The 16,496-nt window shown below is 70.6% G+C and carries 17 protein-coding genes; 5 read left to right on the top strand and 12 right to left on the bottom strand.

Annotation, left to right across the window (positions count from 1 at the left end; translation table 11 throughout):
- Positions 1 to 136: 136 nt before the first annotated feature.
- The 9 genes from DK459_RS08755 to gspG form a co-directional block, all read right to left on the bottom strand.
- Positions 137 to 1,351, bottom strand: a complete 1,215-nt coding sequence (locus DK459_RS08755) for a substrate-binding domain-containing protein (RefSeq protein ID WP_024068825.1) — start codon at positions 1,349 to 1,351, stop codon at positions 137 to 139.
- A gap of 129 nt (positions 1,352 to 1,480) precedes the next feature.
- A complete protein-coding gene (locus DK459_RS08750) occupies positions 1,481 to 2,716 on the bottom strand; it encodes a substrate-binding domain-containing protein (protein ID WP_006384901.1) in 1,236 nt (411 codons plus the stop codon).
- Positions 2,717 to 2,960: 244 nt separating this feature from the next.
- The gene (gene gspF, locus DK459_RS08745) at positions 2,961 to 4,169 is read right to left on the bottom strand and encodes a type II secretion system inner membrane protein GspF (protein WP_024068823.1); all 1,209 of its coding nucleotides are present in this window, start codon (positions 4,167 to 4,169) and stop codon (positions 2,961 to 2,963) included.
- An 8-nt stretch (positions 4,170 to 4,177) separates the two neighbouring features.
- A complete protein-coding gene (gspE, locus tag DK459_RS08740) occupies positions 4,178 to 5,623 on the bottom strand; it encodes a type II secretion system ATPase GspE (protein WP_024068822.1) in 1,446 nt (481 codons plus the stop codon).
- Positions 5,620 to 5,796 carry a hypothetical protein gene (locus DK459_RS30600; RefSeq protein ID WP_024068821.1) on the bottom strand — a complete coding sequence of 59 codons (177 nt, stop codon included), beginning with the start codon at positions 5,794 to 5,796 and terminating at the stop codon, positions 5,620 to 5,622. The genes gspE and DK459_RS30600 overlap by 4 nt, the downstream gene beginning before the upstream one ends.
- A 4-nt stretch (positions 5,797 to 5,800) precedes the next feature.
- Positions 5,801 to 6,397, bottom strand: a complete 597-nt coding sequence (gspM, locus tag DK459_RS08735) for a type II secretion system protein GspM (RefSeq protein ID WP_024068820.1) — start codon at positions 6,395 to 6,397, stop codon at positions 5,801 to 5,803.
- Entirely contained in the window at positions 6,394 to 7,629 is a 1,236-nt protein-coding gene (gene gspL / locus DK459_RS08730) for a type II secretion system protein GspL (RefSeq protein ID WP_024068819.1), read from the bottom strand. The genes gspM and gspL overlap by 4 nt, the downstream gene beginning before the upstream one ends.
- Positions 7,629 to 8,624 (bottom strand): type II secretion system minor pseudopilin GspK, encoded by a 996-nt coding sequence (gspK, locus tag DK459_RS08725; protein ID WP_158070840.1) that lies wholly within the window; start codon positions 8,622 to 8,624, stop codon positions 7,629 to 7,631. Before gspK ends, gspL begins: the two co-directional genes overlap by 1 nt.
- Positions 8,596 to 9,039 carry a type II secretion system major pseudopilin GspG gene (gene gspG / locus DK459_RS08720; RefSeq protein ID WP_026384969.1) on the bottom strand — a complete coding sequence of 148 codons (444 nt, stop codon included), beginning with the start codon at positions 9,037 to 9,039 and terminating at the stop codon, positions 8,596 to 8,598. The genes gspK and gspG overlap by 29 nt, the downstream gene beginning before the upstream one ends.
- A 396-nt stretch (positions 9,040 to 9,435) precedes the next feature.
- On the opposite strand from gspG, the gene DK459_RS08715 reads away from it, so the two are divergent.
- The gene (locus DK459_RS08715) at positions 9,436 to 9,906 is read left to right on the top strand and encodes a tripartite tricarboxylate transporter TctB family protein (protein ID WP_024068817.1); all 471 of its coding nucleotides are present in this window, start codon (positions 9,436 to 9,438) and stop codon (positions 9,904 to 9,906) included.
- A 3-nt stretch (positions 9,907 to 9,909) separates the two neighbouring features.
- Positions 9,910 to 11,439, top strand: coding sequence for a tripartite tricarboxylate transporter permease (locus DK459_RS08710; protein WP_024068816.1), 1,530 nt, complete (start codon positions 9,910 to 9,912; stop codon positions 11,437 to 11,439).
- 78 nt (positions 11,440 to 11,517) lie between these two features.
- Here the strand turns inward: DK459_RS08710 and DK459_RS08705 are convergent, their stop codons facing one another.
- Positions 11,518 to 11,838, bottom strand: coding sequence for a SelT/SelW/SelH family protein (locus DK459_RS08705; protein WP_054439895.1), 321 nt, complete (start codon positions 11,836 to 11,838; stop codon positions 11,518 to 11,520).
- 156 nt (positions 11,839 to 11,994) lie between these two features.
- On the opposite strand from DK459_RS08705, the gene DK459_RS08700 reads away from it, so the two are divergent.
- Positions 11,995 to 13,200, top strand: a complete 1,206-nt coding sequence (locus DK459_RS08700) for a multidrug effflux MFS transporter (protein ID WP_024068814.1) — start codon at positions 11,995 to 11,997, stop codon at positions 13,198 to 13,200.
- 31 nt (positions 13,201 to 13,231) lie between these two features.
- Here DK459_RS08700 and DK459_RS08695 read toward each other — a convergent pair whose 3' ends face one another.
- A complete protein-coding gene (locus DK459_RS08695) occupies positions 13,232 to 13,705 on the bottom strand; it encodes a DMT family transporter (RefSeq protein ID WP_054499049.1) in 474 nt (157 codons plus the stop codon).
- A 95-nt stretch (positions 13,706 to 13,800) separates the two neighbouring features.
- Between DK459_RS08695 and DK459_RS08690 the strand changes: the two genes are divergently transcribed.
- Together DK459_RS08690 and DK459_RS08685 are read left to right on the top strand one after the other, a co-directional pair.
- Positions 13,801 to 14,697 carry a LysR family transcriptional regulator gene (locus DK459_RS08690; RefSeq protein ID WP_024068813.1) on the top strand — a complete coding sequence of 299 codons (897 nt, stop codon included), beginning with the start codon at positions 13,801 to 13,803 and terminating at the stop codon, positions 14,695 to 14,697.
- Between the two features lie 70 nt (positions 14,698 to 14,767).
- A complete protein-coding gene (locus DK459_RS08685; RefSeq protein WP_054499050.1) occupies positions 14,768 to 15,595 on the top strand; it encodes an enoyl-CoA hydratase in 828 nt (275 codons plus the stop codon).
- Between the two features lie 35 nt (positions 15,596 to 15,630).
- Here the strand turns inward: DK459_RS08685 and chrA are convergent.
- The coding region (gene chrA / locus DK459_RS08680; protein WP_110134675.1) for a chromate efflux transporter at positions 15,631 to 16,496 on the bottom strand (866 nt) is incomplete at its 5' end.

The following is a 16,496-nucleotide window of genomic DNA, read 5'->3' as shown; positions in this document are numbered from 1 at the left end:
TATGGGTGCCGGGCCGGGCGCGCTCGCGGCATGCGCGAACGCGCGGCAAATGGCCGCGACACCGGCAATGATGTGTCCGCCAGATGACAGCGGCGGGAAAAAAGGTGTGGAGTGGCGTAACAGTGCGGCGCGCGCCTCAGCCACGGCCGGCGACGTCGCCGCACACGGCCGCATTGCCGAGGTTCAAGCGCGCCGGCGTCCCCGCGGGGCTGACGAAGGTGGCCAGCAGGTGCGCGCGCAGCGTGGCGGGCAGCGGCGCCAACTGATGGCTGGCGATGGCCGCGGGGTCCTCGTACAGGCGCTTGAGAAACACCCGCAAGGCGCTCGTGACGATGGTATCGGCATAGCACTGGCTCAGCACCAGGTTGGTGGAGCCCACGATCGGATAGCCGCTGGGCGGATCCGCCACGATCCGCACCCAGTTGGCCGGATTGCCCGGATTGTCCGGCGACGACCAGCCCGGCGCGCCCGGACCGCGCCCCACCGCCGTGCCGTTGGGCAGCGCCGGCGCGCCGGTCGATTCCATTGCCGCGAGGACATTGGCGGACGTCGGCAGGTAGGCCACCCCATCATGCAGGTTGACCAGCCAGGCCTGTTTGATCCCGGCGGTGTAGGCGGGGTCCGGTCCGATATAGGTGATGGCCGAGACATTCCCCGCCATCGCCGCGGCGGCGCCGTCGTCTCCATGCGCCTCGACGAAATGGGCCGGCAAGGGCCCGGGCGGGAACTCCTCCCGGAACACACTCTTGCCAGTGAACCGCAAGGCGCCGCCGGTTTCGCAGACGGCACGCAGATGACGGGTCAGCAACGCGGTAGTGCCGCTGCCGTCTGCACGGTAGACCAGCTTGAAGGCGTCCAGCGAGGGCGGCACCGACACACCCAACTGGCTCCAGCGATCCACCATGCCCGAGAAGATCGCGCAAAGCTGCCGGGAACTCAGCGTGACGGGCTGCGACGGGCCCTTGTAGGAAATCGTGACGGCCACATACGCGGCCGGGATCTGGATCAACGGCCCATGGCCGGCGGGGTCGCCCTGCCGGCCCCAACCCTGGACCAGGTAGTCGGCGATCTGCGCCTGGGTCAACGGCGTCTCGCTGCCAATCCAGTGGACTGCCCCGTTGCGGCCGAACGTGTCCGCGGTATTGAGCAGGAACGCGCGCAATCCGGCCGTGCTGCCCGTGCCCACGTAGGACGGAAAAATCCCCGGCGGGAGTTTGGCGAGGGTCTCCTGGTACAGCGGCAGGGGCAAGCTGGCGCCGCCCGAGACTATCGTCTGGCCGGCGGCCGCGCCGTGGATGCAGGCCTGGGCCAGCAGGCACAGCGTGGCGAAGCGGCGAAGGTAATTGCTCATGGCGAACTCCGGGCATCGGGCGCCTGCCGGCATGTAGCGCCGCGCCCTGGAAAAAAAGGGCGAAGCCCCGTTGCCGGTTGCTCCGCCCCGCTCTGCCTTGACGGCCAGTGCTAGCGAACCATCGTGAAATCAACCACGGCCGGCGTAGCTGCCGCAAACCGTCGCGTTGTTGATGTTCAGGTTGGCGGTGGTGCCGTTGATGAAGGCGGCCAGCACGCGCGTGCGGTTCGCCGGGGTCAGCGGAACCAGCTTGTGCTGGTCGATCTTGCCGGGGTTGCTGCCACCGACCGTCGAGTTGGCGGTCGAGTAGTGCGTGGTCAGGAAGTTCTTGATCGCCGTGGCCACGGCCGCGTCGGTGTAGCACTGGCTGAACACGAAGTTGGTGTAGCCCACGATCGGGTAGCCCGAACCCGGGTTGACCGTCGAACGCACCCAGTTGAACGGGTTGGCCTGGTTGTTCGTGTCGGTCCAGTTGGCGCCGGCCGGGTCACGTTGCACCACACCGGTGGCGGGCGGCAGGGCCGCCGCGCTACCCAGGGCGGTGCTGACGTTGGCCGAGGTCGGCGCGTACGCCACGCTGTTGTTCTTGTTGATCAGCGAGGCCTGTTCGAGCGCAACGGTGAAGGAGGGATCCGGGCTCAGGTAGGTGATGGCCGAGGCCTGGGCGCTGATGGCCGTGGCCACGCCGCCGCTGCCGGCGGCGGCCAGGAAGTTGGCCGGCGGCGTGTTGCCCGGGAATTCCTGGGCGAAGGTGCTCTTGCCGCTGAACGCGACGTTGGCGTCGGTGCCGCAGACGGCCTGCAGGTGGCGGGTCAGCAGTTCGGTGGTGCCGCTGCTGTCCGAACGGTAGATCACCGTGAAGGCGTCGGGCGCCGAGCCGGAGGAGACACCGACGTCGCTCCACTTGGTGTACTTGCCCGACAGCACGCCGCACAGCTGCGCCTTGTTCAGCGTGACGCCGGCCGCGGGACCCTTGTACGAGATCGTCACGGGCGTGCCCACCGACGGGATCTGGACCAGCGGGCCATGACCCGAGGTATTGCCGATCTTGCCCAGGCCGGTCGTCAGGTAGTCGTTGATCTGGGTCTGGGTCAGGATCGAGTCGCTGCCGATCCAGTGGACCACGCCGGTGCTGTCGAAGCCGACGGCGCTGTTGGTCAGGAAGGCGGTCTTGCCCGCGCCGCTGCCTTTGCCGACGTAGGCCTTGAAGGTCGACGCCGGGAAGCTGTTGATTTCATCCTGGTACAGCGGTTGGGGCAGCGTCGCGCCACCCGACACCACGACCTGTTGCGCCAGGGCGGCGCCCGACAGGGACAGCATGCCGACCGCCGACAGCGCGGCGACCAGGGAATTGCGATTGAACATGTCTTGCTCCTTGCACTCGTTTAGGAGAGAACTGCGTGGGGAGAAAAGAACGAATGGACCCGAGAACGCATCCGGCGGCGCTCTGCAAAGACCGGCCTGACGCGTTGGAGACATGTTGATCAGACGAGGTGACAGCGACGGGAAAAAAGGTGTGGAGTGAGGTAAGAATGTGCGGAGATGTGCGGAGTTCGCCACGCCCGCGCGGATTGCGCTTTCACGTTGCGGCGCGCGTGTCGATACCGTCTCAGCCCACCATCTGGTTGATCTCCATGATCGGCAGCATCACCGCCAGCACGATGGTCAGCACCACCCCGCCCATGATCAGGATCATCAGCGGTTCGAGCATCGCCGTCATGGCCATGGCGCGCCGCTCGATGTCGGCGGACAGCGTCTGCGCGGCGCGGTCCAGCATGCGCGCCAGCGTGCCGGTCTTCTCGCCGCTGGCGACCAGGTGGCAGAGCAGCGGCGGAAACACCTTCTGCTGGCGCAGCGCCGCGCCCAGGCCCGACCCGCCTTCGATGCGTTCGGTGGCGTCGAGCACCGCGCGGCGCAGGCAGTCGTTGGCCAGCGTCTGCCGCGCGGCGTCCAGCGCGCGCAGCAGCGGCACGCCGGCATCGGCCAGGATCGCCAGCGTGGCGGCGAAACGCGCGGTGTTCACGCCCAGCGCGAAGCGGCCGATCATCGGCAGCCGCAGGATGCGCCCGTGCCACGCGAGCCGCGCCGCCTCGGCGCGCTGCGACAGGCGCCACAGGCCGAACAGCAGCGCCGCGACCAGCGCGTTCAAGCCGCCCCAGGCGCGCACGTAATCGCTGGCGGCGAGCATGGCGCGGGTGATCCAGGGCAGCTCCTGGCGGGCCTGCGAAAAGGCGCTGACCACCTGCGGCACGACGTAGGCCAGCAGGAACACCACGATGCAGATCGACACCACCCCGACGATGGCCGGATAGATGAACGCGGTCAGCACTTTCGAGCGCAGCGCATTGCGCCCCTCGATGTAGTCGGCCAGCCGTTCCATGATGCGGGCCAGGTCGCCGGAGTCCTCGCCGGCCTTGATCAGGGCGCGGTAGATCGGCGGGAAATCGCGCGGCCGGGCGCTCAGGGCATCGGAAAAGCGTTGCCCGCCGCGCACGTCGGCGCGCACGCCGGAAAACGTGGCGGCGATATGCTTCTTTTCGGCCTGCTCGACGGTGGCCGACAGCGCGCCTTCCAGCGGCAGCCCGGCGGCCAGCAGGCTGGCAAGCTGGCGCGTGGCCCAGGCCAGATCGCTGTCGGACAGCCGCGCGGCGAACAGCTCCGCCGAGCCGGCTCCGCGCCGGGCCGACAGGCGCACCGCCAGCGCGGTCAGCCCCTGGGCCCGCAGCTGCGCGCGGGCGGCGCGGGCGCTGTCGGCGCTCAACACGCCGCGCTGGATCCTGCCGAGCGCGTCGGCCGCTTCGAAACGAAAATCCGGCATGATTCGCCCTACCCGTCCCGCGTGACGCGGATGATTTCCTCGCGCGAGGTCTGGCCGGCAAGCACCCAGCGTTCGCCGTCCTCGCGCATCAGCTTCATGCCGGCGCGCTGCGCGGCCACGCGCAGCTGCTGTTCGCCGGCGCCCTCGTGGATCAGGCCGCGCTGGGCGTCATCGACGATGTACAACTCGTGGATGCCGGTGCGGCCGCGATAACCCGTGTGGTTGCAGGCCGGACAACCCACGGGCTCGAACAGGCCCGGTTCCTGCGGCGATGGCCGGCGGCAGTCCGGGCACAGGCGCCGCACCAGGCGCTGCGCCAGCACGCCCAGCAGCGACGAGGCCAGCAGGAAGCGTTCCACGCCCATGTCGGTCAGCCGCGTCAGCGCCGAAACGGCATCGTTGGTGTGCAGCGTGGCCAGCACCAGGTGGCCCGTCAGCGAGGCCTGCACCGCGATCTGCGCGGTCTCCAGGTCGCGGATCTCGCCGATCATGATGACGTCCGGGTCCTGCCGCAGGATGGCGCGCAGCGCCACCGCGAAGCTCATGTCGATCTTGGCGTTGACCTGGATCTGGCTGATGCCCGGCAGGTCGTATTCCACCGGATCCTCGACCGTCAGCACGTTCGAGGTGGCGGCGTCGATCTGGCCCAGCGCGGCATACAGCGTGGTGGTCTTGCCGCTGCCGGTGGGCCCGGTGACCAGCACGATGCCATGCGGCTGGTGCACCAGGCGATCCAGTTCGCGCAGCACGCCCGGCGCCATGCCCAGCTTCTCCAGCCGCAGGCGGCCGGCCTCCTTGTCCAGCAGGCGCAGCACCGCGCGTTCGCCGTGGCCGGTGGGCACGGTGGAAACGCGGATGTCGATCGGCCGGCCGCCCACGCGCAGCGCGATGCGCCCGTCCTGCGGCAGCCGTTTTTCGGCGATGTCCAGGTGCGCCATGATCTTGATGCGCGAGATCAGCGCGCCGTGCAACGCCTTGCGCGGGCTGACCACGTCGCGCAGCCCGCCGTCGACCCGGTAGCGCACCACCGAATGGGTTTCATAGGGCTCGATGTGGATGTCGCTGGCGCCGTCGCGCGCGGCCTGCGTGAAGAGCGCGTTGATCATGCGGATCACCGGCGCGTCGTCCTGCGCGTCCAGCAGGTCGGTGACCTCGGGCATCTCGTGCAGCAGGCGGTCCAGGTCGACCTCGTTCTCGGCCGCGCCGACCACCGAGGCGGCGTCGCCGGCATCGGCGTAGGCGGCGGCCAGCAGCCCGTCGAACTCGGCGTCGGCGGCGCGGCGCAGCGCCATGGGGCCATGGCGACGCCGCGCCTCGATCACGGCCCAGGCCGGCGTCTGGTCGGTGATGATCAGTTCGCCGACACCCCCGCCCTGCCACTGCAGCAGCGCCCGGTGCTGCCGCGCCCAGGCATAGGGCAGCTTGTGACGCGGGCTGGCATCGCGCGCGTTCATGGCGCCAACGACGATGCCAGGGGCGGCACGCGGTCGATCGATACCTCGGCCACGGGACCAGCCTGCCGTTGCTGGGACGCGCACCCCGCCAGCGCCAGCAGCTTGGCCATGCTGGCGGCGGTGCGGCGGGCGGACGCGCGGTAGACGGTGCGCTGCAAGGGGTACTGCGTCACGGGATTACCTTTCGTTGGGGGAAATGGGACCGAGCAGCACCACGCCGGCCAGGCCTTCGCCCGGCGCTACGCCAGGCTCGGCGGGCTCGGCTTCGTCCTGGCGTTGCAGCTCGACGCGCGTCAACGCCAGCGGCAACGGCGCCGGGCCGGCCAGCAGCCAGGCCGCCAGCGGCGCGGCGGGCGCGTGGTCGAAGCGAATGCGCCAGGCGCCGGCGGCGTCGGCGCTGACCTCGTAGCGGCCCGCCAGTCCGGCCGCATCGAGCCAGCGGCCCAGTGTTTCGGCCGACACCGTCGCCTGCCGCGCCTTTGGCGGCGGGCCGGCCTGGCGCAATACGGCATCGAGTTCGCGCGCGCCCGCTTCCAGCTGCCGCAGCGCTTGCCGGCTGCGCTCGATGCGCGCCAGCGACGGTTCGATCACCGCCAGCCAGCACAGCGCCGCGCCGACGACGCAGGCACAAAGCGCCAGCAGGCGCTTTTCGCTGTGCGACAGGCGCGTCCAGGCCGCCACGCCGCGGGCTTGCCAGGCCTGGCGGCGCGCGCGCCAGCGACCGCGCCAAAGCGCCGGCAGGCCCAGCGGTCTGGGAGGAGGCGCCAGCGTCATGAGCGTTCCGCCTTCCCGGCCTCGGCATCCGCCGGCGCGCGGCGCAGGCGCCAACCGGTCGCGGTGGCCTGGACCGCCAAGCCCGCCTGGCGCGCCGCCTGGACCCAGCCGGGCGTAGCCGCCGGCTTGCCGTCGGCGGGCGCATCCGGCGTCCCGGGACGGGCCGCGGGCGGCATGTCCAGCTCCAGGCCGCCCGCCTCGTAGCGCCAGGCCAGCACGTCGCCCGCGGCGAAGGCCATGTGTTCGCGCGCCGCCCGCAACAGGAACCCGAGTTCGCGCCAGTCATCGCCCGTGCCGGCGCGGCGCGCGGCCAATTGCCGGCGCGCCTGCGCCAGCGGATCGACCACCGTGGTGATCGACGGAAACACCTGGCGCAACGCCTGCGCCTGTTGCTGGCGCAGGGCCTGCGCGCCATGTTCCAACCGGGTTGCCTGCAATGCCAGGCCGGCCATCCATACCGCGGCCGCAGCCATGGCCAGCGCGGTCGCCCTGCCCCAGCCCCATGCGCCGGCCGCCGCATGGCCGTCGGCGGCGGCCGCGATGCTCCAGGGGATATCGGCCATCACGCCGCAGGCCGCCTCCGGCAACACCGGGTCGGGCGCATCGCCACGCCACTGCGCCGGCACGGCGCCGATCCACTGGCGGGCGCCGGCGGCGCAAGCGGCGGCGTCCGGCCCCAACGTCCGCGCCAGTGTCGACGGCGTGTCGTCATCGGTCATTTCCCGCGCATACAGCGCGCCGCGTCCGTCGGGCTGGCGCGCCACCAGGTAGCCATCCAGGCAATACAGCGTCCAGCCCGACGCGGTCTCGGGCAGCCACAACGGCGTCGGCGCGAAGGCCGCCAGCGACAATCCGTTGGCGGAGAGCAACGACTGCGCATCCGCGGCCGCCTGGGCGTCGACCCAGGCCACGGCGACCCACCCATCGGCGTCGCGGGCGCCGTGGCCGATGCGCAAGGTGTCGGGTTCCCCCAGCGCCAGCGGTTCGATCGCGCCTTCCACCGCGATCCGCAAGCGGGCCCGCGTCAGCGGCGGCAACGACACCGACGTCAGCGTGAGGTCTTCGGGATGCAGGAAAACGGTGACGCGCGCGCCCGGCCAGCGCCGCCCCAGTTCCGCCAGGGCCAGGGGCGCCTGGCGGCGCCAGCCGGCCTTCTCTTGCACCGCCAGGGGCAGCGGCGTATCGGCCGCGAGAATGCGCAATGGCGGCAACAGCACGCGGATCGAGGCCATCACGCGCCTTCCCGCGACCAGACGATGCGCGAGGCGCCGTCGCTGGTGCGCGCCAGCAGCGCCTTCAACGGCAGGATCGCGCCGCCCAGCCGGGCCGCGCCGGTCAAGGTGAACCAACCGCTGGCCACCGCCACGCGCGGCGCTTGCGGCGCCGCCACGGGGGTGTCGCCGCGGGCGTTGTTGCTGGCGTTGCCGCTTGCGTTGTTGCCTGTATCGGCGCCCGCGGCCTGTCCGGCGCCGCTGGCGCTGGCCAGGCGATTGGCGAAGTCGCCCTGGTTGACGAACCAGAGGCCGCCGTCGCGCTGCGCCACCATGGCCCTGGCCTGCTCCAGCGACATGCCCGGCACGCGCGCCGCGATGACTTCGGCGCTGGCGGTGTTGACGTTGACCAGGGTGACGCGCGGCAGCACCGTCACATGGCGCCGCAGCCGCGCCAGCACCGCCGCGTCCACGCCCGCCACGCCGGCAAGCTCCTCCAGGCCGCGCGGCGCCGGCAGCACCGCGCCCGACGCCGCCCCCGGCTGCGAATCGAGCATGCGCTGGGCGATGGCCATGCCCACCTCGGGCGCCACGCCAACCAGGGCGCACAGGCGCAGCAGTTCCTCCACGCCGTCCTGGTGCAGCCGTCCTTCGAACACCAGGTTGCGCAGGTTGAACTTGCCCTGCTCGTCCTCCAGCCGGCCGACGAAGGCGGTATCGCGGCCGGGCGGTTGCAGACGCGTGTCGATGATGGGCGCGGCCCAGTCGCCATCGGCGCGTGTCGCGGCCTGGCGCCGGCTGTCCTCCCGCAGCAACTGGCGCGCCAGGCCCAGCCCGGCTTCGAGCACGGCCTGGGCCTGGGCGCGCGTCTGCGCCGCCTGCACCGCGCGCAGGAAAGTGTCCTGGCGCTGCAGCAACGACGCGACGATCATCGTCACCGCCGCCACCACCAGCAAGGCGCTGATCACCGCCATGCCGCGCTGCCGGTCACAGCTGCCAGGAACCGATGTCGGCATTGCCCGCGTCTCCATCCGGCTTGCCGTCCGCGCCCAGCGAAAACACGTCGATCTCGCCCCGGGTGCCGGGGTTCAGGTATTGATACGGGTGGCCCCAGGGGTCATTCGGCAGGCGGTCCAAGTAGGCGCGCCAGGCGCTCGAGGCGCCCGGCCCCGAAGCCGGTCGTTCGACCAGGGCGCGCAGGCCCTGCTCGGTATTGGGGTAACTGCCGTTGTCGAGCCGGTACAGCTTGAGCGCCTGCATCAGCGCGCTGATGTCCTGGCGCGCCGCCACCGCGCGCGCCTGGTCGGGCCGGTCCAGCAGCCGCGGCACGATCAGCGCCGCCAGGATACCCATGATGACGATCACCACCATGATCTCGATCAGCGTGAAACCACGCTGCCGGCGCCTGGGCGGGTACTGCCTATCCGTCATGAACCGGCCTGCTTTCATCGCGCTTGGACTCCGGGGCAATCACACGGGGAGCCCGGGGGACGGCATGGCGGGTGGCGGCGAAACCGCCCGCACCGCCCCTCGGGTCCGCACAGTGTGGCCAACCCGGATTTCACGCATTTGACCCATTGTGTGGAGCTTTGAAAGGCAGTCGACGCGCGCGCCGGCGGCATTTGCGGCGCCTTTGGATCCCGCAACCGCCTAGGGATTTCCCGCGTTTTGCCGGTGGCCTCGCCGGGGCGCCGCAATTTTTTCCGTTTCCTGAAAGGTGAACGGAAGTTTGGATTTTTAGACTCCCGCATTCATTGGAATGTCAGCTTTTTTTCAGATCCAAGTCAGTCTCGGAAGAAAGCCACAACAAAGGGAGGAAGGAATCCAATGCAATCCAAACGCAGCGTCATCAAGCGCGAGGCGTGGGCCGCGGGCACGATGATCGTGCTCGGCCTGGGCGCCATCGCGCAGGCATCCACGTACACCATCGGCAGCCTGGCCCGCATGGGCCCGGGCATGTTCCCCGCCATCCTCGGCGTGCTGCTGGTCCTGCTGGGGCTGGTCATCGCGCGCACGGCCTATTCGCCCCTGGCGGCGGAAGAGGACGCCGAGGACATCCCCCCGCCGGAATGGCGCGGCTGGGGCTGCATCATCGGCGGCCTGATGGCTTTCATCCTGATCGGCAAATTCGGCGGCCTGGTGCCCGCTACGTTCGCGCTGGTCTTCATCTCGGCCATGGGCGACCGCCAGCACACCGTGCGCAGCGCGGCGCTGCTGGCGGTAGGCGTGACGCTGCTCGGCGTCGCGGTGTTCTCGTGGGCGCTGCAGCTGCAGTTCCCGCTGTTCCGCTGGGGTTGAGCCATGGAAATCCTCAATAACCTGATGCACGGGTTCTCGGTGGCGTTCGCGCTCGACAACCTGTTGTGGGCCGTGTTCGGCGTGTTCATGGGCAACCTGATCGGCGTGCTGCCGGGCATGGGCGTGCTGGCCGCCATCTCGATCCTGCTGCCGCTGACCTACACCATGACGCCGACCGCGGCGCTGGTGATGCTGTCGGGCATCTACTACGGCTCGCAGTATGGCGGCGGCATCACCTCCATCATGCTGAACCTGCCGGGCACCGCCTCGCACGCGGTGGCCTGCCTGGACGGCAATCCGCTGGCGCGCAACGGCAAGGCCGGCTCGGCGCTGTTCATGCTGATGTTCTCGTCGTTCTGCGGTGCCTCCGTCGGCATCCTGGCGATGATCCTGTTCTCGCCGCTGCTGGTCGACGTGGCCTTCAAGTTCGGCCCGGCCGAGTACTTCTCGATGATGATGCTGGGCCTGCTGGCCGGCGCCACGCTGGCCAAGGGCTCGGCGATCAAGGGCGTGGCGATGGTGGTGGTCGGCCTGTTGCTCGGCGTGATCGGCACCGACGTCAACACCGGCACCATGCGCTTTCACTTCGGCATCCTCGAACTGAGCGACGGCCTGCAGATCGTGGCGCTGGCCATGGGCCTGTTCGGCGTGGCGGACTTCCTCAAGAACATCAACCAGATCGGCGGCGACACCAAGGTCACCAGCACCAAGGTCAGCATGAAGTCGATGCGGCCGGAAGCCGGCGACATCAAGCAGTCGCGCGGCGCGCTGGTGCGCGGCACCGCCATCGGCGCGGCATTCGGCATCCTGCCGGGCACCGGCCCGACCATCGCCTCGTTCATCTCGTACGCGGTGGAAAAGAAAGTGGCGCGCGAGCCGCGCCGCTTCGGCCGCGGCGCCATCGAGGGCATCGCCGGCCCCGAGGCCGCCACCAGCGCCTCGACCCAGACCAGCTTCATCCCCACCATGAGCCTGGGCATCCCCGGCGACCCGGTGATGGCATTGATGCTGGGCGCATTGATCATCCACGGCATCCAGCCCGGACCGCAGATGATGGTCGAGCACGCCGACATGTTCTGGGGGCTGATCGCCAGCTTCTGGGTCGGCAACGTGCTGCTGCTGTTGCTCAACCTGCCGCTGATCGGCATGTGGGTGCGCCTGTTGACCGTGCCGTTCCGCTACCTGTTCCCGGCGGCGCTGTTCTTCGTCTGCGTCGGCGTCTACAGCACCAACAACAACCTGTTCGACGTGGGCATGGTGACGCTGTTCGGCGCGGCCGGTTATGCGTTGATACGGTTGCGTTTCGAACCGGCGCCGCTGCTGCTGGGCTTCGTGCTCGGGCCGATGGTGGAAGAGAACTTCCGCCGCGCCCTGCTGCTGTCGCGCGGCGACCTGGCGATCTTCGTGACGCGTCCGATCAGCCTGGGCTTCGTGCTGGCCTGCGTGATGCTGATCGCCCTGCTGCTGGTATCGGCCGTGCGCCACAAGAACAGGATGCAGGCGGCCCTGCGGCAATCCGGTTCGGCGGCCTGAGCCACGCCGCGCCGATGGACGGCCGCCCCCGGGGCGGCTGTCCCATTTGCAGAGGCGCGACTCGCGCCGCGCCCGCGCTTACGCCCCGGACGGATCTTCGGGCGCGGCGCGATGGCCGTCGATATGGCCCAGCGGCCGACCCGGATCGAGGCGGTCGCGCACACGTTGCTTGAGCACCTTGGCCTCGGGAAAGCCGCCATCGCGCTTGCGGTCCCAGAGCAGTTCGCCGTCATAAGTGATCTGAAACACGCCGCCGGTGCCGGGCTGCAGCGCCACTTCGCCCAGGTCGGTGGCGAAGGTGGACAACAGTTCCTGCGCCATCCAGCCGGCGCGCAACAGCCATTGGCACTGCGTGCAATAGAGGATGACGATGCGGGGACGGGTGGCGGCGGTAGTCATGGCGCGGATCATTCTACGCCAGCCCGATGCCGCCGCGCGTTTGCCAACGCCTGGGCGGCCTTCGCCCGGCCCCCAGGCGGGGCGGCTTTCAGGGTGGACGCAGGCTGGTGGATAATGTCGGGTTTTCCCGGGCGTGCAACGCGCCCCGAGCCTGCCATGAAGTCTGCATTACCCGCCGCCCGCCGCCAATCCTGGCTGATCGGCCTCCTGATGGGGCTGGTCACGCTGACGCCCATGGGCATCGACATCTACCTGCCCTCGCTGCCGGCCATGGCGGCCGGCTTCGAGCAGCCGATCAGCGCGCTGCAGGCCAGCATCACCCTCTTCATTTTCGCGGTCGGCGTCGGCCAGGTCCTCATCGGCCCGCTGGCCGACCGCTACGGCCGGCGGCCGGTGGCGCTGGGCGGCGCGCTTGCCTACCTGCTGGGATCGGCGCTGGGCGCGGCCGCCACCTCGCTGGAATTGTTCTATGCCGCCCGCGTGATCCAGGGCCTGGGCGCCTGCTCGGCCTCGCTGGTGGCGTTCGCGGCGGTGCGCGACCGGTTCAGTCCCGCTGTCGGCGCGCGTGTCTACAGTTACCTCAACGGCGCCCTTTGCACGGTGCCGGCGCTGGCGCCGATGCTGGGCGGCGCCCTGGCCGTGCACCTGGGCTGGCGCAGCACGTTCGTCTTCATGGTGCTGTTCGCGCTGGCGCTGGCCCTGCTGCTGGCCTGGCGCTTCGACGAAACGCGGACCGCGCCGCCGGCCGGCCGCGCGCCGCTGTACAGCCTGCGCCGCTATGCGCCCATCATCACCAGCGGCCGCTTCCTGTACTTCGCCGTCTTCGGCATGGCCGGCATGGCGATGATCCTGGTATTCGTATCGGCCGCGCCGGTGGTGCTGGTGCAGCAGCTGGGCTATTCCGAGCTGGGCTTCTCGGCCTGGTTCGGCGGCAATGCCGCCATCAATATCGCGGCGTTCTTCCTGGCGCCGGTATTCATCGCGCGTTTCGGCCGCCATGCCATGCTGCGGGTCGGCATGGCCGCGCTGCTGCTGGCGGCGCTGATGCACCTGGCCGCGTGGCGCTGGGCGCCCTCGGCCGCCTGGATCTTCATGCTGCCGGTGGCGGTGCTGACCGTCGGTTTCTCGCTGGCGCTCGGTTCGGCCCTGAGCCTGGCGCTGGAACCCTTCGCCGACCGCGCCGGCACCGCCGCCGCCGTCTACGGGCTGTTCCAGATGAGCGGTTCGGCCGTCATCGCCACCGCCCTGCTCGACCACGGCGTCGCGCCGCAGGCGGCGATGGGACTGATCGGCGTGCTGATCGTGGCGCCGCTGCTGTGCCTGTCGGGCCTGATGGCACGCCGCGCGGGCGCGGGGCGCTGACGCCACCGTCGGCGCGCTCCGGCGCCCCGCCTCAGGCCGCGGCGCGCGGCGCGTTCGACAGATGCATCAGCAAGGCGCCGCCCGCGATCAGCGCGGCGCCGGCCAGGCGCCCGGGATTGAGCGCGCTGCCCACGAAGCCCACCAGCGCATAGCGATCCAGCAGCAGCGCCGCCAGCATCTGGCCCGCGATCACCGCCGCCAGGAACGCGCCCGCGCCCAGACGCGGCGCCAGCATCAGTGCGGCCGTGATGTAGGACACGCCCGACAGCCCGCCGGTCCAGCCCCACCACGGCAGCCGGCCGATCTCGCCGAAACTGGGCGCGGGCACCCGCAGCAGCGCCATCACCACCATGGCCGCGACAGCGCTGACCGCCAATGACACCATGGTGGCCCACAAGGGATGGCCCAAATGGCGCCCCAGGGCGGCGTTGGCGCCGGCCTGGATCGGCACCAGCGCGCCGGCCAGGACGGCGGCAGGAATGACGTAGGCGGTCGAGAAATTCATGGCCGGACTCCGGTAATGGATGAATGGGGAATGGGAATGGCGCTATTCTCATATTCATCAACCATTGAATCCAATTCGATATTCGTCTTTTGGATATGCACATCACGAATAATCTAAGGGCAATCGACCTGAACCTGCTGGTGGTGCTGGATGCCCTGCTGCATGAACGCCACCTCACCCGCGCCGCCGCCCGGCTGCCAATGAGCCAGCCGGCCATGAGCCACGCGCTGGCGCGCCTGCGGGTGTTGCTGGGCGACCCCCTGTTCCATCGCACCCGGGGCGGCTTGCGCCCCACGGCCCACGCGCTGGCGCTGGAGGCGCCGCTGCGCGATGTGCTGGCGCAGGTGCGCCGGCTACTGGCGGGCGCGGTGTTCGAGCCGGCGGCGAGCCGGCGCGCGTTTCGTCTGGCCATGTCGGACTACGGCGCGCGCGTGGCGCTGCCGCCGCTGTTGCGCCACATGCGGCGCGAGGCGCCGGGCATCGACCTGGAAATCAGCTATGCCAGCCGCAGCGGCATGATCGCCGGCGTGGCCGATGGCCAGCTGGACCTCGCGCTGTCGGTGTTTGGCGAAACACCGGCCGACATCCGCCGCGCGGTGCTGTTCCTGGAGGATTTCGTCTGCGCCGCCGATGCCGGCCAGGGCGTGCCGTCGACCTTGCAGGCGTATCTGGCGCGGCCGCACGTGCTGGTCGCGGCCGGACCGGACCAGCGCGCCGCCGAGGTCGATGCCGCGTTGGCCCGCCTCGGCCACGCGCGCCGTGTGGCGGTGCGCCTGCCGCACTGGACCGCGGCGCCTGCCATGCTGGCCGGCACCGATCTGCTGCTGACGGTGGCGCGCCGCACGGTCGACCCGGTCCCGCCGGGATTGGCGGTCGGCGCGGCGCCGTTTCCTATCGCGCCCCTGGCCTTCGAAATGATCTGGCATGAACGCGCCGATGCCGATGCCGGCCTGGCGTGGCTGCGCGCGCAGCTCGGCGCCGCGCTCGCCTGACGCATGCCGACGCGGCGCCGCCCGCTCGCTTTGGCCTACTATCGGCATATCCCTCTCTCCAGGAGATGTCATGCCATCCGAGCTTTCGACGCCTGCACGGCCCGCAACCGCCCCCGCCACGTCGCCAGACCCCTTGCTGTCGCACACGCTGCGGGACGGCGTCGCCACGCTGCGCCTGAACCGGCCGGCGCAGTTCAATGCGCTGTCCGAAGGCCTGCTGGACGCGCTGCGCGCCGCCATCGATGCGCTGGCGCGCGCGCCGGACCTGCGTTGCGTGGTGCTGGAGTCGGCCGGCCGCGCCTTTTGCGCCGGACACGATCTGCGCGAGATGCGCAGCCAGCCGTCGTTCGATTACTACCTGGCCCTGTTCCGCAAATGCAGCGGCGTGATGCAGGGCCTGCAGGCCCTGCCGGTGCCGGTAATCGCCAAGGTCCGCGGCGTGGCCACCGCGGCGGGCTGCCAACTGGTCGCCAGCTGCGACCTGGCGGTGGCCGAGGACACGGCGCGATTCGCCGTGTCGGGCATCAACGCCGGCCTGTTCTGCTCGACGCCGGCCGTGGCCCTGAGCCGCAACATCGCCGCCAAACGCGCTTTCGAGATGCTGGTCACGGCGCGCTTCATCGACGCCGAGCAGGCGCGCGACTGGGGCCTGCTGAACGACGTCGCGCCCGCGCAGGAGCTGGATGCGAGGGTCCAGGCCCTGGTTGACGTCATCGTGGCCAAGAGCCCCGCGGCCATCCGCTACGGCAAGCGCATGTTCTACGCCCAGCGCCAGATGCCGCAGGCCGAAGCCTACGAATACGCCGCCGAGGTCATGGCCCGCAACATGATGGAGGAAGACGCGGGTGAAGGCATCGACGCCTTCCTGCAGAAGCGCGCGCCGCGCTGGCGCCAATAGGCCGCCAGCCGCCGCGGGCGCGCCACCGCTGGCCGTCAGGCCAGCCAGCCCAGCGCCCAACCGCCCGCGGCCGCGGCCAGCACCACCCACAACGGCGACCAGCGCGCATAGACCAACAGGCCGAACAGCGCCAGCGCCAGCGCGAAATCCCACTTGCCGCGGATCGCGCTGGTCCATACCGGGTCATACAGCGCCGACAGCAGGATACCGACCACCGCGGCGTTCACGCCCGCCACCATGTTGCGCACGCCCGGCCGTCGCCGCAGGCTTTCCCAGAACGGCAAGGCCGCCGCCACCAGCAACGCGCCCGGCAGGAAGATGGCCACCAGCATCGCCAGGCCGCCGGCCCAGCCCGACAAGGGGCCGGCCGAGGCCGAGCCAAGGAAGGCGGCAAAGGTGAACAAGGGGCCGGGCACGGCCTGCGCGACGCCGTAGCCGGCCAGGAAATCCGCGTCCGGCACCATGCCGCCGCCCACCGCCGCCGTCTGCAGCAGCGGCAGGACGACATGGCCGCCGCCGAACACCAGGGCGCCGGCACGGTAGAACCCCGCCAGTTGGGCCGCCAGCGGCGCGCCCGACAGGTCGGCCCACAACGGCAGCGCCACCAGCAACAGGATGAACAGGGCCAGGCAGACGTAGCCGCCGAGGCGCGACGCGCCCTGGGTCCGGTTGGCCAGGAGGGGCCGCGGCGGCACCTGCAACAGGGCGGCGCCAGCGACGGCGCCCAACGCGATGGCGCCGATCTGCCCCAGCGTCGACGGCAGCACCAGCGTCATCAGCGCGGTCACCATCGCCAGCCCGGCGCGCGGACGATCGGGGCAGAGCGATCGGCCCATGCCCCATACGGCCTGGGCGATGACGGCCACCGCGGCCACTTTCAGGCCGTGCACCGCCGGCAGGC

It is taken from the genome of Achromobacter sp. RW408, assembly GCF_003184165.1.
Lineage (GTDB): Bacteria > Pseudomonadota > Gammaproteobacteria > Burkholderiales > Burkholderiaceae_B > Achromobacter > Achromobacter xylosoxidans.
This window is presented reverse-complemented; position numbering and strand designations above follow the sequence as displayed.

What these genes read in the sequence shown, in the direction of transcription:
- DK459_RS08710 (WP_024068816.1), top strand. Translation starts at nt 9,910, where the DNA reads ATGGAAATCCTCAATAACCTGATGCACGGGTTCTCGGTGGCGTTCGCG.
- DK459_RS08695 (WP_054499049.1), bottom strand. Translation starts at nt 13,705, where the DNA reads ATGAATTTCTCGACCGCCTACGTCATTCCTGCCGCCGTCCTGGCCGGC.
- DK459_RS08700 (WP_024068814.1), top strand. Translation starts at nt 11,995, where the DNA reads ATGAAGTCTGCATTACCCGCCGCCCGCCGCCAATCCTGGCTGATCGGC.
- gspE (WP_024068822.1), bottom strand. Translation starts at nt 5,623, where the DNA reads ATGAACGCGCGCGATGCCAGCCCGCGTCACAAGCTGCCCTATGCCTGG.
- DK459_RS08685 (WP_054499050.1), top strand. Translation starts at nt 14,768, where the DNA reads ATGCCATCCGAGCTTTCGACGCCTGCACGGCCCGCAACCGCCCCCGCC.
- DK459_RS08705 (WP_054439895.1), bottom strand. Translation starts at nt 11,838, where the DNA reads ATGACTACCGCCGCCACCCGTCCCCGCATCGTCATCCTCTATTGCACG.
- DK459_RS08750 (WP_006384901.1), bottom strand. Translation starts at nt 2,716, where the DNA reads ATGTTCAATCGCAATTCCCTGGTCGCCGCGCTGTCGGCGGTCGGCATG.
- gspM (WP_024068820.1), bottom strand. Translation starts at nt 6,397, where the DNA reads ATGACGCTGGCGCCTCCTCCCAGACCGCTGGGCCTGCCGGCGCTTTGG.
- DK459_RS08690 (WP_024068813.1), top strand. Translation starts at nt 13,801, where the DNA reads ATGCACATCACGAATAATCTAAGGGCAATCGACCTGAACCTGCTGGTG.
- gspG (WP_026384969.1), bottom strand. Translation starts at nt 9,039, where the DNA reads ATGACGGATAGGCAGTACCCGCCCAGGCGCCGGCAGCGTGGTTTCACG.
- DK459_RS08755 (WP_024068825.1), bottom strand. Translation starts at nt 1,351, where the DNA reads ATGAGCAATTACCTTCGCCGCTTCGCCACGCTGTGCCTGCTGGCCCAG.
- DK459_RS08715 (WP_024068817.1), top strand. Translation starts at nt 9,436, where the DNA reads ATGCAATCCAAACGCAGCGTCATCAAGCGCGAGGCGTGGGCCGCGGGC.
- gspK (WP_158070840.1), bottom strand. Translation starts at nt 8,624, where the DNA reads ATGCCGACATCGGTTCCTGGCAGCTGTGACCGGCAGCGCGGCATGGCG.
- gspF (WP_024068823.1), bottom strand. Translation starts at nt 4,169, where the DNA reads ATGCCGGATTTTCGTTTCGAAGCGGCCGACGCGCTCGGCAGGATCCAG.
- gspL (WP_024068819.1), bottom strand. Translation starts at nt 7,629, where the DNA reads ATGGCCTCGATCCGCGTGCTGTTGCCGCCATTGCGCATTCTCGCGGCC.